Genomic DNA, 15,568 nt, shown 5'->3' with positions numbered 1-15,568 from the left:
CGAAACTGGCTTCGAAAAACACGTATCCCTCTGGTTTATAAATAGGATCACAGCAGCTGTGCAAACTCTTCAAGCTGCTCCTGAGCGCCTACGGCAATAATCGTGTTACCCGCTTCAAGAACCGTGCGCCCTTCCGGGTTAAATATCATGTCCTGATTATCTTTTTTAATAGCGATAACAATAAGATTAAATTTAGGACGAAGCTCAGACTGAATAAGGTCTTTACCCACAAGCGGAGAATCTGCACTGATTGTGAGTTCTTCCATTTGAATAGCCATAGTGCTTCTTCCGTACGCAAGCTCCATAAAACTAGTCACAGTCGGTCGAAGCACAGACTGCGCAAGACGGAGTCCACCTATATGGTTCGGAAGAATAACCGAATCTGCTCCCGCCTGTTTCAACTTACTTACGCGCTGCGGAGTACTGGCTCTTGAAACAATATTCAAATTCTGGTTCATCTGCCGGGCACTCAGGACAACATATACGTTTGCAGCATCTTCTGACAGCGCTGTAATAAGATTTTTCGCGTTTGCAATGCCGGACTGCATTAAAACTTCATCAGAGGTCGCATCTCCTTCAATATAAAGAATCCCCTCTTCCTGAAGATTTTTAACCGCTTCTGGATCATGCTCAATAACTACAACGTCCTGCGCTTCTGCTATAATCTCATCAACTACAACAGAACCAATGCGACCATACCCACAAACAACACAATGTCCTTTGAGCTTGCTGATTGTTTTAACCACTCTACGGCTCCCGATAAAATGAAAAAACTTTCCTTCCACTAGCAACTGGGAAAACGCACCAAGAATAAAGGCAAAGTTACCCACACCAGCCAAAATAAGAAACGAAGTCAGCATTCGTCCTTCACTGGATAGAGGCTGAACTTCCCCAAAGCCCACTGTAGAAAGGGTAATGATTACCATATAAATGGAATCAGACATCGACCAGCCTTCAAGCTCCATATAGCCGTAGACTGCCAGCACGACTACACCAGCTATAGAAAGCTGACTGACCATAAGCGGCCAGAAGACTCCCATCTGGTTACGGAGCTTGATGAGTCGGACAATAAACGATTTGGAAAACAACCTCATGCACTTCCCCAGTATTAGCCTGTTTCTAAAAGACGCTCCCGAAGGACATGAATTTGATCTCGCAATTCAGCAGCTTTTTCAAACTCTAGTTCTTTGGCTGCTTCGCGCATTTCACGTTCCAGTTTAGCGATCATCTTTGCAAGTTTCTTTGGATCATGTTCAATCTCTGGCGCAATTGATATACCTTTACGACCTTTTTTCTCTTTCTCTGCTTCTGAAGCAGTTGAGGCAATAGAGTCGAACGGTGTATCAATCCGCTTCATAATGGTCTGCGGAACAATGCCGTGCTCTTCGTTAAACGCAACCTGTTTTTCGCGCCTACGGTCTGTCTCACCCATTGCCGCTTTCATGCTTCGCGTAACAACATCGGCATACATAATAACTTTACCGCTCGCATTACGGGCAGCACGACCAAATGTCTGAATTAATGACCCGACAGAACGCAAGAACCCTTCTTTGTCCGCATCTAATATAGCTACCAAAGAAACTTCCGGAATATCAAGACCTTCTCGCAATAAATTGATCCCAACCAGCACGTCACACTCTTTTTTACGTAACGCTTGAATAATTGCCATACGCTCCAAAGCGTCAATATCTGAGTGCAAGTAACGGGTGTTAACTCCCATACTCTTAAAGTATTCCGTTAAGTCTTCCGCCATACGCTTAGTCAGGGTTGTAATGAGCACTCGTTCATTCTTAGCAATACGGGCTTTACATTCTCCCAGCAAATCATCCATCTGCCCTTTGGTTGGGCGTACTTCAAGCTGTGGGTCAATAAGACCTGTCGGACGAATAATCTGTTCAACAACAAGTCCTTGGGTACGTTCTAATTCCCATTTACCCGGTGTTGCTGAGACATATACAGTTTGACCTATGCGCTCTAAGAATTCATTAAATTCAAGCGGGCGGTTATCCAAAGCAGAAGGAAGGCGGAAACCGAAATCTACAAGCGTGCTTTTACGCGAACGGTCACCTTTATACATTGCGCCAACTTGTGACACAGTAATATGGCTTTCATCAATGAACAGCAGGAAATCTTTAGGGAAGTAGTCAAGCAAACATGCTGGTGGTTCGCCCTCTTTACGAGAGTCTAAATGCCGTGAGTAGTTTTCAATACCGGTACAGTACCCCATCTCTTCTATCATTTCGAGATCCAGCATTGTACGCTGCTCTAAACGCTGCGCTTCAACCAGCTTATTCCCTGAATTAAACTCTGTCAGACGCACTTGAAGCTCATCACGTATATCGGACACAGCACGCTTCAAGTTGTCTTTATCAGATACGTAGTGACTGGCTGGGTAAATGACAGTCTTTCCAACCTGTCCAAGAATATTACCTGTGATAGGATCTATTTCGTGGATTGCATCTATGTCATCACCAAAAAATTCAATGCGTAGTGCTTTTTCATGATGATATGCCGGAATAATCTCCAGCACATCGCCCCGCACCCTGAATGTACCACGGTGGAAATCGTAGTCATTACGTTCATACTGAACTTCTACCAAGCGCGTAATAATTTCATCCATAGACAGGGCTTGCCCTACTTCTACGGGGATAACCAGCTTGGCATAGTACTCTGGAGAACCAAGACCATATATACAGGATACGGACGCAATGATGATAACATCACGTCTCGTTAGCAACGCATGTGTGGCAGCGTGGCGCAACTTATCAATATTATCATTAATGGATGAATCTTTTTCGATATATGTGTCTGATGACGGAACATAAGCTTCCGGCTGATAGTAATCATAATAGCTTACAAAATATTCCACAGCATTATGCGGAAACAGCTCTTTAAATTCATTATACAACTGCGCTGCTAATGTTTTGTTAGGGGCAAGAATAAGAGCAGGACGCTGCGCACGGGCAATGGTCTGCGCCACGGTAAAAGTTTTACCAGAGCCGGTAACACCAAGCAAAATTTGATCCTGTACGCCTTGCTCCAAGTTTGTTGTCAGCTCTTCAATTGCTTGAGGCTGGTCACCCTGCGGAGAAAATGAAGTTTCTAATGTAAACAGCTTATCCTGCATTATTTCCTCTTATACTCAACTCTACAACGTTATAACGTTCCACTAACCACCATTAGCAGAGCGATTTCGTAACACTATGAAAAATTAATCACTTAGTTGCGGCAGCACACACAATTGCCTATCATGCACAATAATTGAGAATTCCACTTTTCGCGGAGGAGCCACATGCAAAAAGAAATAGTACCAGCTCTCGGCAATGAACCTATCAATCGAGTCTACACCATTTCTATTATCATTCGCAGCTTCAAGGGACGCAAAAACGTAGAAGCACATCTTTTCCGTTCTGACATCCCTGAAAAAGAACTACAAGCCCCCATCCTGCTCAAATGCATCGATACGGATAGAGAAAAATACCGACTCGAACCGCATCTTACTGGCACGCTTGAAGACACAAAGCGTATGGTACTTGAAAGTTTTACCAAAGAAGAACGTGATGCCATAATTGAATATCTCGAACAACGATATCACACACGACTTCTAGCTGTTTCTTCCGCGCCGCTCACTTTCCCCGTTCCACTGGGAACTATGCCTCTTGCATCCATCCCAGAAGGCAAAAGCATGGGGTTCATTCGGTTCCACGATATGCCTAATTACCCGCTACAATTTAACTTTACAGGATTTTATGATTTAGATCAGCACGAACCTAACATTATATGATAGCCCCTTTGCCATGCTATTACACCCAATATAGCAAAGGGCAGTACCATTCAAACAAGCTCTTGCTAAAAAACAGCCGTGCATAGTTCCCCCTTGCACGGCTTCCTACAATGCTACAGCAGGCATGCTCGCAATTATAGCTGAACCTGCGATTTTCTTACAACGGGAAAAAATCCTCTGGAAATGTCCATTGCCCTTGAATTGTAGGGGCATCCAGCGCGTTATGAAGTGTATCTAAAAATTCTTCACGCGATATAGCCACAGCCCCAAAACGCTCAAGGTTGTCTGTTACTTGCTGGCAGTCAATCATCTCAAACCCCGCCGCAACGAGCAGTCTAGCTAACCATACAAGAGCAACCTTAGAAGCGTCAGACTCTTTAAAGAACATGGACTCACCGTAAAAAACCTTTCCCAGTGATACGCCGTACAATCCACCCACAAGCGTATCGTCGCGCCATGTTTCAATTGAATGCGCCAATCCTGCTTCATTTAGTGCACAATAGGCTTCAATCATCTCTTCAACAATCCACGTACCTTCCTCGTCAGGACGCTGTGACATAGCGCAGTTGCGCATTACTTCTTCAAAAGCAGTATCTATCTTTACGGTGAATTTGCGGGAGTTGAGAACACGCCGAAGGCTGCGAGGAATATGCAGATTTTGAGGATACAGGACAAACCGCGGATCTGGTGACCACCAAAGGATTGGAGAATCATCGTCATACCAAGGGAAGATACCGTTAGCATAACCATTAACAAGTCTTTCCATGCGCAAGTCGCCGCCAACGGCAAGCAAACCTTCTTGGTCTGCCAATGCAGGATTTGGAAAGGAAACATCTTCTTCTGATAATAAATAAACTGTCATAATTATATAGAGACTGCCCAGCGCAATCACGTTTGCTCTTTAAAAATGGGAAATACAACACAGCTCCATAGAAAAAGGGCAAGGGGGACAAGCCCCGCCTGCCCTTGAAGCTTTGTTCAGGTAGAGTCTTATTTTTTCTTTTTTGTACTCTTTGCACTCAAGGGCACAAAGGTCATACTCAAACCAAGGTCTTCTGCACTCTGCGGCGCTTTCTCATCTTTAACATCAACTGTTGCGACCCCGCCTTTTTGCAGGTCACCAAACAGTACTTCATGCGCAATGGCATCCTCAAGCCCTGTTCGTATAACTCTGCGCATCGGGCGGGCACCAAAGGCGTTGTCATATCCTTTAACAGCCAAACGCTTACGCGCCGCATCTGTTAAAGAAATCTTCACCCGTTTAGATTTAAGCATGTCTTCCAATTCAGCCACAAACTTGTCTACAATCTGTTCCATAATGGACTCTGCAAGCCCGTGGAACGGAACCATTGCATCAAGGCGGTTTCTGAATTCTGGACTGAAAGTACGCTCTACGGCTTTAAGCCCGCGCTGTGCCACATCCATTTCACCCTGAGAACCAAAACCGATAGACTTTGCTGCCATCTCACGAGCACCGGCATTTGATGTCATTATGATGATAACATTACGGAAATCTGCTTTACGACCAGAGTTGTCCGTCAACGTTGCATAGTCCATCACCTGCAAGAGAATATTGAAAATGTCTGGATGTGCTTTTTCAATTTCATCAAGCAAGACAACAGCATGAGGGTGTTTACGGACTGAGTCTGTCAGCTGTCCGCCCTGATCGAAGCCAACATATCCCGGAGGCGCTCCGATCAAACGGGAAACAGCATGTTTCTCCATATATTCACTCATGTCATATCTAAGAAATTGGACACCAAGCTGGCTTGCAAGCTGACGTGCAAGCTCGGTTTTACCAACACCAGTAGGACCATAGAATAAAAATGATCCTGTTGGACGGTCATCTCTACCCAGCCCTGCACGGCTTCGTAAAATAGCTTTACCGACTATATCTACAGCCTTGTCCTGTCCGAACACTTGTGCTTTAAGATCATCCACAAGACCGGAAAGTTTTTGCTTATCGCCTGTAGATACACGCTGCTCAGGAATCCGCGCCATTTTTGCTACAACACGCTCAATATCGTTTGCTGTAATGGTATTGCTTTTACGGTGTGTTCCATGCAGACGATACGCGGCTCCGGCTTCGTCAATGACATCAATAGCTTTGTCTGGCAGAAAACGCTCAGTTATGTACCGTGCTGACAGCGTTACAGCAGCTTTTATAGCAGGCTGACTGTAGCGAACACCATGATGCTCTTCATAGTATGGCTTTAATCCTTTCAAAATTGCCATACATTCATCATTAGTCGGTTCCGGAACATCAATTTTCTGGAATCGGCGTGAAAGTGCACGATCTTTTTCAAAATGGTTTTTATACTCTTCATACGTTGTGGAACCAATGCATTTAATTCCACCGCTGGCAAGAACAGGCTTAAGAATATTTGAAGCGTCCATAGAGCCGCCCGTTGTCGCACCTGCACCAACAATAGTATGAATTTCGTCAATAAAAAGGATTGCTCCTTCTATCTTTTTAAGATCTTGAATAACGCCTTTCAAACGAGATTCAAAATCACCACGATACTTTGTACCCGCAAGGAGTGATCCCATATCGAGTGCATAAATGTGTGCGTCATGGAAACTTTCAGGAACATTGCCATCAATAATACGGACAGCAAGCCCTTCCGCAAGCGCAGTTTTACCTACCCCCGGCTCCCCGACAAACAACGGGTTGTTTTTGCGACGACGGGCAAGAACTTGAATTGTGCGTTCCAGTTCCGCCTTTCTCCCGATAAGCGGGTCAATCTCGCCTTGCTTTGCTTTCTCTGTTAGATTCACACAAAATTCTGAAAGGGAGTCGGTACGGGATTCATTTGCCGCTTCTTCGCCCATCATAGCCCACTCTCCGCCATCCATCTCATGTGAAACTACTTCGAGAATGTCCAGACGGGTTACTTCCATATGGCGAAGGAAGTACAGGGCATAGGAATCTTCTTCCTCATAGATTGATGCCAGCACGTCACCAATTTCAACAACCTCACGACCAGAGGACTGCATTTGCATAGCAGCACGCTGCAATACACGTTGCACGCTTATTGTGCGGATAATCTCTGTTGGAACATCTTCCGGTAACGGTTCAAGATGTGATGCGAAAAAAACTTCTACTCGATTCAACAGAGAAGGAACATCCGCACCAGCTTGTTCCAAAATAAAGTACCCCTGATCTTCCTGTGCAATCCCATAAAGGAGGTGCTCAAGGGTCAAAAATTCATGATTGCGTTCTTGTACTTCATGTACAGCATTCGCGATAGCCTGTTCTAAATGCATACTCAGCATATTACACTTCCTCCATTGAGCATTTTAGAGGATATCCAGCTTCCTTCGCTCTTGCACGGACTATTGCAATTTTAGTTTCCGCAACTTCTGCGGTATACACACCGCATTCTCCTGTGCCTTTTTCGTGAATACTCAGCATAATCTGTGTAGCCTGCTGAGTCGTTTTACGAAACACTTCAACAAGAATTAAAATGACAAAATCCATTGTGGTATAGTCATCATTATGCATAAGCACACGGAATTTCCGAGGCTCTTTAAGCTTTTCTTCAAGCAGAATATCAGAATCAAAATCAGGTCTATGATGTTCAGCCATAATGAATCCATTACATGTAATAGTATTGTTAATGCCGCTACGGATAATGACAACAAGCCACTCCCGAGTACTGCAACCCTATAGGGTTTTCAGCAACTGCTGACATTCTTCATCTGTAAAATAAAAACTATCCTGCGGAGCAAGATTTTCTCTTTCACGATACGCTCTGTGCAGATCATGATATGTCGCTGTAGAAGACTGCTCCAGCGGTAAAGACAACGTTGCCGCTACCGCAAAAATATCGTCACGAGAACCTTCCAGTTCTACAACTGTGTCAAATGACAACTCATCGAGGCATATTTCAACATTTTCAAAAATCCACTCTTCACGCATTTTATCATAACGAAAGGCTCCTTCATACCCAAGCCCTTCGAGGATACCATACGTTCCGTCAAAGCTCTCAACTTTTGTTTCACGCTCGTCGTATATTTTCACATCGGCAGGCACGTCACCTTCCGGTGGAAGCTTCAATGTCAAAACTGCTTCTTCTTTATCCTTCCATTGCTTCGCACGCAGACGCAGCAGCTTATCGGCACTTTTCATTTCTCGTAGCGGCGTATCAAACACTACGTTACGTTCCAGATGTCTTCCTTTACATAAGCCGCCGAGTGCTGATAGTTTTTCGCGCAGCAACACTTGGTTAATATGTATAAATTTAAGTTCAATTTCGAACGCCATATAATACTTCCAGATTTTTTGTTACCATCATCTAAGGAAACAGCATGACAAAGATCATTCTATTATTCTGTGCAGGAGGATTAGGCAGTTTAAGCCGTTATTTACTCTCTGGAGTATTTCAACGTGCTATAAACATAACGTTTCCTATCGGCACATACCTCGTTAACATCATCGGTTGTTTTCTGTTTGGTCTCATCTGGGCATATGCACAAGATAGACTCTTTCTTTCAACAGAAGCACGAACAATTATACTTACCGGCTTCATGGGCGCATTTACGACATTCTCGACATTCATCTTCGAATCAGCTGCATTGCTCGATTCAGCACAATGGCTTTACTTTCTTTTGAATGTTGCAGGACAAATTATCACAGGAGTCATTCTTCTTAAATTTGGACTTACGCTTGGCAGACTTCTGTAGGAGAATACTATGCATACACTGCAAGGTACCGCACAACGATTGAGCATTTACATCAGTGAAAAAGATCAATTTGAAGGAAAAAACTTGCATGAAGTCATCATGGAACAGGCACAACACGCAAGCTTAGCTGGACTTTCTGTCTTCCGCGGGCTTTACAGCTACGGACGCGACAAGAAAATACACTCTATGGGAGTGTTGCGCATTTCCGAAGACCTCCCCCTTCTTATACAAATTATCGACACAAAAGAGAATATTCAAAGCTTTATTCCCAAATTAAGACAATTTGCTCCCGAAGCACTTATTCTACAAGAAGACGTAACAGTTATTCCTACAGCCGAAAAAAGGGCATAAAAAAAGCTCAAAGACCTGCAATAACTGCATCTCTTTGAGCTTTTTAGTTTATATAATACTATAACACAGCTTCTTTAATTGCATCGATACCCATTTTTTCCACAAACTTGGAAATACGGACACGTTTGCCGGAATTCTCACGGTAGTAGTCGAGGAACTTTTCAATAAGAGCCTGAGCTTCTTCCTGAGTGAGATCTTTAGCGAGAGTATCACCGATACGTGGACGAGGACCGGAGTTGCCACCTACAATAACTTCCCAGCCTTTTTTTGTACCAATAAGTCCAATATCACGCACACGGCTTTCGCCACAGCACATTGGACAGCCGGAAATACCAAACTTAACTTTTGCAGGGAAAGGCTTGCCGTACATGGACTCTTCGATTTCTAAACCGAAACCGAGGGAATCCTGAACGCCGAGCTTACAGACAGCTGTACCTGGGCATGCCTGAACATAATGAACGCAAAGCTCAGTTGCTCGTCCAACCTTCCATTTAAGTTCTTCCCAAATAGGTTCAACTTGCTCTTCTTTCATACCAACAAGAGCCATGCGCTGACCTGAAGTAATCTTAATAATTGGTACTTCGTACTTACGACAGACATATGCAATAGTCTCCAGAACGTCTGGAGTAAGCATGCCTGCCGGAGTACGTGGAACGATTGCATAGGTCTGCTTGTCGCGCTGTAAAATTGCACCATCAGGAGTTGTCATCTCGCGTACCTCTTAATAGTTATTTTTATTATAAAATGATTATCAGATTGCTTTAAAAGATTTTTTTACCACTGTTGTTATGGTGGGCTTTTACACTACTGATAACTCAGTGTCTATGTTTATCAAAAAACTGAACTGCGTATACAACAGCCAAAGAAATTGGTTAAAAAAAATATAATTACTTTTTAGCACGTTATACCATGCTACATATCGCATATTATTAACATTCGTTCGTAAAAAAAGAAAAGCAAACAGATAACTGCTTGCTTTTTAATATTTTTCTTTGAAAAAATGTAAAAAGTGAAATTTTACATTTTTTGTTTGGACGCACAACTTGCATGGTTATGTGCCTAGTAAATCTTCTGCCACCGTTTGCATATATTGCAAATTAAGCACGAGACAAGGAATGCCGTCAGGTTTAACAGTAACACCCGAGATCATCTCAATGTGCTGATACAACACCCCTAAAGGTTTTACCGCGGCTTGCAGCTCTCCTGCTATCCCATCTACGATCAGACCAAACGTACCAGAAAGTGACTGGATAACAATGCACTGCTCATGATCTCCGCGCCCCTCAAGCTCGACATAGTCACGCAGGCGTACATACGGAACAGCTTCACCGCCAATAAGAACTGTGCGCTCTCTGACTTCTACCCCCATGCGAGGGCTGCAATCAACACATTCTGCCACTTGGTTCATTGGCACAATGTATTGCTCATCACCGCATTGCACTACAAGCCCTTCAATCATTGCCTGCGTTACGGGGAAGCTTAAATTCAGACTGGATTTGCCGTTCTCACCACACGCAACCGACATGCCTCCATGCAAAGCAAGAAGCTCTTCCTGCAAGCGTAACAGCGCATCTGGGAGAAATACATTCTGCTCAGCAGAATCCAAATCATTTCCTGAATAATTAATCACGAGCAGGACGTCTGCGCCAGAGTACTCAACGCTCAATGCAAGTTGTATAGTGGGATGTGCAGATAAAAAAAGCGGAAGGCAATCTGAAAAGTACGCAGCAAGAGCATCACAGACAGATTCGGCAATAACAGTATCGACTTGTACGTCTTGCCCTTCCACAGAGCACAGCAGTTGTTTCCCAGTCGCCTGAATGTTATCCTCAAGCCATTCTTTCATAGAAATCAGCAAAGGCTCTAGCGGCGTCATTCTCAACTCGAGTGCGGAATCACGCAACACACAGTACAGGCGGTCAAATTCATCCGCCATACTACGTAAAAGATCATCCTCTGACTGCACTGCATAGTCATATAACTGAGACTGCATCCCCGATAATTCACTCACACGGGATATCAGCTTGTCGAGCTTAGCCTCTTGTGCTGCAAAGCCGGATGACGTGGTAAAGGTAGCTTTTTCAAAATCAGAAAAAGGACGTTCAACACCAACGAGTGTTTCAATCAGATCACCCGCAAGCATCGAAGTTCCCGAATCTACATCTAACGACATTGATTCAAAATAATCTTCAGTAGAAAGAGAAACCCCGCTCTTCTGTTTTTCTATATGGCTAGGAGCTACAAAATCAGCCATGATATCAATATCATGAGCAGGCAACATTTCACTTTGCTGTTCTTGAGGAACAACATCTGGTGCAGGAAGTGATTCAGGCTTTGAAGCAGTATCTTCTGTACTAACATCAGGCAGTATAACTTCTAATTCAGGCGATGTTAACATGGGTTGCAGCAGTCCCTTTAGCCCGTCTGCTACCACCTCGAACGCTGCTTGTCCCCTGCCTGCTGTTGATAGAAAATATTGAGAAAAAATCTCAGTCGCATCTTTGCTATGCTCATTCTTTATAACGCCAAGCAACTCTGATTCTGATTCTCCTAACGAATCGAACAGCGAAGATTGCTTTTGTGTTCCATCAAGGTCAGGCGACTGAATTAACACATGATACTGAAGATAACGAGCACCTACTGTATATTCATCAAGGCTAGGAAGTGCTGTTAATTCTGGAAGATAAAAAATAGTACCCTGCTCTTGCTGTGCAGCAAACAAAGAAGCAGGAGTGTCACTGGCAAGATCCGATTGTAGCTTAAGTCGAATATAGACGAGCGCGCACAGTCGACTATCAGAAACCGCCTGAGCACTTCCTGAAATATTAGCGTGGTGCTTAACACCATCACTCTGCATACGCACACTGTCTACCATTGTTTAACAACCTTTATTATCGAATCAAAAGCCATCTGGCACTAACGCAGTATAATACGTCAAAAAAAGCGGCAAAAAAAACACCAAAACTCTCAAAGAGGTTTTGGTGCATTGCTGCATCCTAAACATCAAAGGGCACTACCACCCGCGCACTCTTCTATCCATTCTTACTAAAAAGAGCTTCCTGCAACTGCACAATTGTACGCAGTCCCGTTTCCGGCTCTGTTTCTGGACATAATATAGGACGATATCCAAGTCTAGCCGCCTGTCGATGCCTAATGTCCTGAGATGCGACAGGACGAACCTGTCCATTCAAGTCAACCTCGCCCCACAACACAGATTTAGGTGGAAGTGGACGGTCATAAAAAGATGAAAGCACAGCAGCAATCAAAGCCAAATCCATTCCAGGATCTTGTAATTTCATACCGCCGCCGACTTTTGCATAAATATCAACTTCTGCAAAGTTGAGGCGTAGCCTTTTTTCCAGAACAGCCAGCAATAAGTGCAGCCTGTTCACATCAAAGCCAAGCCCTGTACGGCGTGGAATTGAAAGATAACTACGGCTGACAAGCGCCTGTACCTCAACAGCAAATGGTCGTTGCCCGTCAACAGCCATAACAACAGCAGTGCCGGACAATTGCGGATCACGCGCTCCAAGAAAATATGTTGAAGGGTCATCAACAATCTGCATTCCATCTTGCACCATTTCAAAAACAATAAGTTCCTGATTGGGACCAAAACGGTTTTTCATCACACGCATGATACGATACCGCTGCCTACGGTCACCTTCGATGGAAATAACTGTATCAACCATGTGCTCAAGAAGCTTAGGCCCAGCGAGCTGACCATCTTTCGTCACATGCCCTACAAGCAATAATGACGTTCCCACGCGCTTGCATGTTTCAATAAGCTCAATGGATACAGCACGAACCTGTGTCACGCTGCCCGGCAAACCTTCCACACGCAAAGAAGAAACAGTCTGCACTGAATCAACAATCAATAAATCTGGTGGATTGGATGATTCAAGCGCAGGCAAAACATCATCCAGTTTTGAAGTAGAAATTGCCGTAAGATTCTCATCCAAAGCATCAAGACGAGCGGCGCGGGCACGCAATTGCCCAAGCGACTCCTCACCAGAGACATACAAGACACTTCGACCAGCCGCCGCAACGCTTCCCGCTACTTGCAGCAGTAACGTCGACTTGCCAATGCCCGGTTCACCACCGATTAGCAACGCCGCACCCGGAACAAGCCCAGAACCAAGGATGCGGTCAAGTTCTGCCATACCAGTTTCAAAAGGGGTATGGTCGTCTTCTTTCACATCCTTTAGCGGTATAATGGCAGAACCAGATGAGACTAAAGGAGTGGAACCACGCCTTTTAGCTTGCTCCTTGGATACGGTGCGAGCCTCAAGAGTATTCCACTCCTTGCAATTCGAACATTGTCCACGCCATTGTGCGGCTGAAGCGCCACAAGCAGAACAAATATATATTTCGCGAGTTTTCACAACAAACTACTGAACAGGCGGATTTTGAGCTTCAATTACCTTCACGCCAAACTCTGCAACACCTTTAGGAGGGTCATAGAAAACAACCATAAAGTGAACAGATCTAGCAGGCATTACGTTGGTATTGTTTGTCAAAATTTCAACTTTGTTATTCAGTGCGTCAGCCAGCTCTTCCACAGCCAAAACTTGGAGCTGGAATAAAGACACACTAGAACCTGCAAGCTGTTTTTTGCTGGCAATTGCGGCATTATTAGCATCATACAGTGTTGCTTCCACCTTGATAAGTTCCTTAGGAACACCAAAGCGGTTTTCCGCATCACCTTCGATAACAAATATCTGACCGATCTTTTCGTTTGTTATGTAATATTGACTAATATTTTTGAGTGATATTCGGGAAACATCATTCACAGCACTGACAGGAGCTTCTTTTGCAACTTCTTCTTTTGGCAAGAAGCTTCTCACAAGCTCAGGTGCTAAATACCATGCTCCGGCAGCAGCACCGCCAAGCAAAAGAAGAGTCAAGAAAAAGATCAGACAGCCATTGCCGGATTTTTTCTTTTTTGGTTTATCTCCAAGCCCAAATGTACCCTCGTCTCCGATAAGAGCATCATAGCTCTCCTCTGGAGCGCTGGTCTCTTTTGCTTCAGCTTGGTCAGATAAGGATATTTCTTTTTGTAATTCTACTGCGACGTCTTCATCAGATGTTTGAATAAGCGGAAACACCTCATCACACACTGTGCAACGAGCTTGCGCTCCATCTTTAAACATTTCGTCTGGAAGACTAAACTTTGTAGAACAATTTGGACAGGTAATATGCATAACGCTTCCCAATTACATTTTCAAAAACCGTTAGTCGATTACAGTGGCTTCGTAAATAGCTCCCAACTCACGATACTTTTCGGCGTAGTCCATTCCATATCCGACAATGAATCCTTTTTCCAGAATAAAGCCGGGGTAATCCACAACAACTTCTGTTTCGCGACGCTCGAGTTTTTCCACGACGGAAGCAAGTTTAAGAGACTTTGCACCACGAGCTTTAAGCTGAGACATGAGGAAAGTAATTGTATGACCGGTATCAACAATATCTTCTACGATGAGAACATGCTTGCCTTCGATAGAAATTTCGAGGTCTTTCGTAAAAGATACTGTTTTAGAGCTAGTTGTGTTGTTGCCGTAACTTGCACAACGCACAAAATCTATTTCGGGCTTAACAGTGAGATGCTTTAATAAATCAGAGAAAAACATGAATGCGCCCTTCAGCACACAAACAACTACAAGGTCTTCACCTTCAAAGTCTTTGTTAATCTGCGCTGCAAGCTCTTTAACACGTTCCTGAATCTGTTCTTCGCTATAAACTACTTTAAGTTCCTTGATTTCCATTAACTCTCTCCAGAATCATCTGGTTGTATCTCTAAGAGCATGGCTATTTCGTCACACTCTGGGAATTTTGGACAATTAACACAGTCTGCCCAAATCTTTTGCGGCAGTACTTCCTTCGACACTTCTACGAAGCCTTGCTTCCGAAAAAAGGCATCTTGATAGGTGAGAGTGAAGATTTTGTAAATACCTAATGTGCGAGCTTCATCTAAACATTCCTCGACAAGTTTACGACCATACCCGCCGCGACGGGCATTTTCATCCACTGCTAAAGAACGAATTTCTGCCAGCCCTTCCCATACAATAGAAAGAGCACAACAACCGATAATCTCTCCCCCATCACCGGGGTCAAGAACGTTGAATTCCCGCAGGCAATTGTACAACTGTGTTAAAGAACGAGGAAGAAGGAGTCCTTGAGTAGAACACGTCATCAGCAGGTGGTGAATTCTCTTCACATCCTGCATCCGTGCTTTGCGAATAAACGGTTCAGGCATTATTTAGCGTTTTCCTTTAAAACTTCATCAATGACCTTTTTGAGCTCTTCAAAAGCCACAGGTCCTACATGATCTATAATAAGGTCACCCTTAGGGTTATATATCAAAAGCCGAGGAATAGATTGAATACCAAAGGCTTCGTACACATCCGGCTTTGCAAGTACTACAGGGTAATTTATTGTAAAATCAGCCACAGCCTCTTCTGCTGACTTAGCATTTTCATCGACAGAAACGCCTACCAGCAACAATTGATCTTCAGAAAAAGCAGCACGAGTTTTCTTTAAATCCGGAATTTCGTCACGGCAAGGCGGGCACCACGATGCCCAGAAGTTCACAACTGTAACTTTTCCCTTACCACTGTTGATGAGCTTTATAACTTCTGGAGTATCAACAACCTTGAGCGGCTCAGCCTTAGCAGACTGTACCCCAAAAACAATAGCAACAGCCATGCACAACAGTACAACGCGCATTACGGATTTAATAGATTTCATACT

At 44.0% G+C, this 15,568-nt stretch carries 16 protein-coding genes; 3 read left to right on the top strand and 13 right to left on the bottom strand.

From position 1 onward, the window contains the following. Positions 1 to 47: 47 nt before the first annotated feature. Both N4A56_RS12520 and uvrB read right to left on the bottom strand, forming a co-directional pair. Positions 48 to 1,094, bottom strand: coding sequence for a TrkA family potassium uptake protein (locus N4A56_RS12520; RefSeq protein WP_293669569.1), 1,047 nt, complete (start codon positions 1,092 to 1,094; stop codon positions 48 to 50). Between the two features lie 14 nt (positions 1,095 to 1,108). Then, positions 1,109 to 3,127, bottom strand: a complete 2,019-nt coding sequence (uvrB, locus tag N4A56_RS12515) for an excinuclease ABC subunit UvrB (protein WP_293669570.1) — start codon at positions 3,125 to 3,127, stop codon at positions 1,109 to 1,111. 165 nt (positions 3,128 to 3,292) lie between these two features. On the opposite strand from uvrB, the gene N4A56_RS12510 reads away from it, so the two are divergent. Then, on the top strand, positions 3,293 to 3,784 hold the full coding sequence (locus N4A56_RS12510; protein ID WP_293669572.1) for a hypothetical protein: 492 nt from the start codon (positions 3,293 to 3,295) through the stop codon (positions 3,782 to 3,784). A gap of 157 nt (positions 3,785 to 3,941) precedes the next feature. Here N4A56_RS12510 and aat read toward each other — a convergent pair whose 3' ends face one another. The 4 genes from aat to N4A56_RS12490 all read right to left on the bottom strand — a co-directional run bounded on the left by aat (position 3,942) and on the right by N4A56_RS12490 (position 8,051). Further along, entirely contained in the window at positions 3,942 to 4,646 is a 705-nt protein-coding gene (aat, locus tag N4A56_RS12505) for a leucyl/phenylalanyl-tRNA--protein transferase (protein WP_295547719.1), read from the bottom strand. Between the two features lie 128 nt (positions 4,647 to 4,774). After that, positions 4,775 to 7,060 carry an ATP-dependent Clp protease ATP-binding subunit ClpA gene (gene clpA / locus N4A56_RS12500; protein ID WP_295547716.1) on the bottom strand — a complete coding sequence of 762 codons (2,286 nt, stop codon included), beginning with the start codon at positions 7,058 to 7,060 and terminating at the stop codon, positions 4,775 to 4,777. Position 7,061: 1 nt separating this feature from the next. Further along, positions 7,062 to 7,373: an ATP-dependent Clp protease adaptor ClpS gene (locus N4A56_RS12495; RefSeq protein WP_293669577.1), complete on the bottom strand. Its 312-nt coding sequence runs from the start codon at positions 7,371 to 7,373 to the stop codon at positions 7,062 to 7,064. A gap of 78 nt (positions 7,374 to 7,451) precedes the next feature. Next, positions 7,452 to 8,051 (bottom strand): class IV adenylate cyclase, encoded by a 600-nt coding sequence (locus N4A56_RS12490; protein ID WP_295547715.1) that lies wholly within the window; start codon positions 8,049 to 8,051, stop codon positions 7,452 to 7,454. A 44-nt stretch (positions 8,052 to 8,095) separates the two neighbouring features. Between N4A56_RS12490 and N4A56_RS12485 the strand changes: the two genes are divergently transcribed. Continuing rightward, entirely contained in the window at positions 8,096 to 8,470 is a 375-nt protein-coding gene (locus N4A56_RS12485; protein WP_293669580.1) for a CrcB family protein, read from the top strand. Between the two features lie 9 nt (positions 8,471 to 8,479). Beyond that, positions 8,480 to 8,821: a DUF190 domain-containing protein gene (locus N4A56_RS12480; RefSeq protein WP_293669581.1), complete on the top strand. Its 342-nt coding sequence runs from the start codon at positions 8,480 to 8,482 to the stop codon at positions 8,819 to 8,821. Between the two features lie 58 nt (positions 8,822 to 8,879). Here the strand turns inward: N4A56_RS12480 and N4A56_RS12475 are convergent, their stop codons facing one another. The 7 genes from N4A56_RS12475 to N4A56_RS12445 form a co-directional block, all read right to left on the bottom strand. Beyond that, the gene (locus N4A56_RS12475) at positions 8,880 to 9,530 is read right to left on the bottom strand and encodes an NAD(P)/FAD-dependent oxidoreductase (protein ID WP_293669583.1); all 651 of its coding nucleotides are present in this window, start codon (positions 9,528 to 9,530) and stop codon (positions 8,880 to 8,882) included. Positions 9,531 to 9,872: 342 nt separating this feature from the next. Further along, positions 9,873 to 11,696, bottom strand: coding sequence for a chemotaxis protein CheW (locus N4A56_RS12470; protein WP_295547714.1), 1,824 nt, complete (start codon positions 11,694 to 11,696; stop codon positions 9,873 to 9,875). Between the two features lie 157 nt (positions 11,697 to 11,853). Continuing rightward, positions 11,854 to 13,203, bottom strand: a complete 1,350-nt coding sequence (gene radA / locus N4A56_RS12465; RefSeq protein WP_295547712.1) for a DNA repair protein RadA — start codon at positions 13,201 to 13,203, stop codon at positions 11,854 to 11,856. 6 nt (positions 13,204 to 13,209) lie between these two features. Then, positions 13,210 to 14,022 (bottom strand): DUF3426 domain-containing protein, encoded by an 813-nt coding sequence (locus N4A56_RS12460; protein WP_295547710.1) that lies wholly within the window; start codon positions 14,020 to 14,022, stop codon positions 13,210 to 13,212. Between the two features lie 30 nt (positions 14,023 to 14,052). Continuing rightward, a complete protein-coding gene (gene hpt, locus N4A56_RS12455) occupies positions 14,053 to 14,583 on the bottom strand; it encodes a hypoxanthine phosphoribosyltransferase (RefSeq protein WP_293669588.1) in 531 nt (176 codons plus the stop codon). Further along, on the bottom strand, positions 14,583 to 15,074 hold the full coding sequence (locus N4A56_RS12450) for an N-acetyltransferase (protein WP_293669590.1): 492 nt from the start codon (positions 15,072 to 15,074) through the stop codon (positions 14,583 to 14,585). Before N4A56_RS12450 ends, hpt begins: the two co-directional genes overlap by 1 nt. After that, positions 15,074 to 15,565: a redoxin domain-containing protein gene (locus N4A56_RS12445; RefSeq protein ID WP_295547709.1), complete on the bottom strand. Its 492-nt coding sequence runs from the start codon at positions 15,563 to 15,565 to the stop codon at positions 15,074 to 15,076. Before N4A56_RS12445 ends, N4A56_RS12450 begins: the two co-directional genes overlap by 1 nt. Between the last annotated feature and the right edge of the window lie 3 nt (positions 15,566 to 15,568).

The organism is Halodesulfovibrio sp. (genome assembly GCF_025210605.1).
Classification (GTDB): domain Bacteria; phylum Desulfobacterota; class Desulfovibrionia; order Desulfovibrionales; family Desulfovibrionaceae; genus Halodesulfovibrio.
Note: the sequence above shows the minus strand (reverse complement) of the source record. Positions and strands in the feature narration are given on the sequence as shown.

Bases quoted from the DNA above. Each gene is read 5' to 3' on its own strand.
- hpt (WP_293669588.1), bottom strand. From the start codon at position 14,583: ATGGAAATCAAGGAACTTAAAGTAGTTTATAGCGAAGAACAGATTCAG.
- aat (WP_295547719.1), bottom strand. From the start codon at position 4,646: ATGACAGTTTATTTATTATCAGAAGAAGATGTTTCCTTTCCAAATCCT.
- N4A56_RS12470 (WP_295547714.1), bottom strand. From the start codon at position 11,696: ATGGTAGACAGTGTGCGTATGCAGAGTGATGGTGTTAAGCACCACGCT.
- N4A56_RS12510 (WP_293669572.1), top strand. From the start codon at position 3,293: ATGCAAAAAGAAATAGTACCAGCTCTCGGCAATGAACCTATCAATCGA.
- N4A56_RS12450 (WP_293669590.1), bottom strand. From the start codon at position 15,074: ATGCCTGAACCGTTTATTCGCAAAGCACGGATGCAGGATGTGAAGAGA.
- N4A56_RS12475 (WP_293669583.1), bottom strand. From the start codon at position 9,530: ATGACAACTCCTGATGGTGCAATTTTACAGCGCGACAAGCAGACCTAT.
- uvrB (WP_293669570.1), bottom strand. From the start codon at position 3,127: ATGCAGGATAAGCTGTTTACATTAGAAACTTCATTTTCTCCGCAGGGT.
- N4A56_RS12480 (WP_293669581.1), top strand. From the start codon at position 8,480: ATGCATACACTGCAAGGTACCGCACAACGATTGAGCATTTACATCAGT.
- N4A56_RS12460 (WP_295547710.1), bottom strand. From the start codon at position 14,022: ATGCATATTACCTGTCCAAATTGTTCTACAAAGTTTAGTCTTCCAGAC.
- N4A56_RS12490 (WP_295547715.1), bottom strand. From the start codon at position 8,051: ATGGCGTTCGAAATTGAACTTAAATTTATACATATTAACCAAGTGTTG.
- N4A56_RS12520 (WP_293669569.1), bottom strand. From the start codon at position 1,094: ATGAGGTTGTTTTCCAAATCGTTTATTGTCCGACTCATCAAGCTCCGT.
- N4A56_RS12495 (WP_293669577.1), bottom strand. From the start codon at position 7,373: ATGGCTGAACATCATAGACCTGATTTTGATTCTGATATTCTGCTTGAA.
- N4A56_RS12445 (WP_295547709.1), bottom strand. From the start codon at position 15,565: ATGAAATCTATTAAATCCGTAATGCGCGTTGTACTGTTGTGCATGGCT.
- N4A56_RS12485 (WP_293669580.1), top strand. From the start codon at position 8,096: ATGACAAAGATCATTCTATTATTCTGTGCAGGAGGATTAGGCAGTTTA.
- clpA (WP_295547716.1), bottom strand. From the start codon at position 7,060: ATGCTGAGTATGCATTTAGAACAGGCTATCGCGAATGCTGTACATGAA.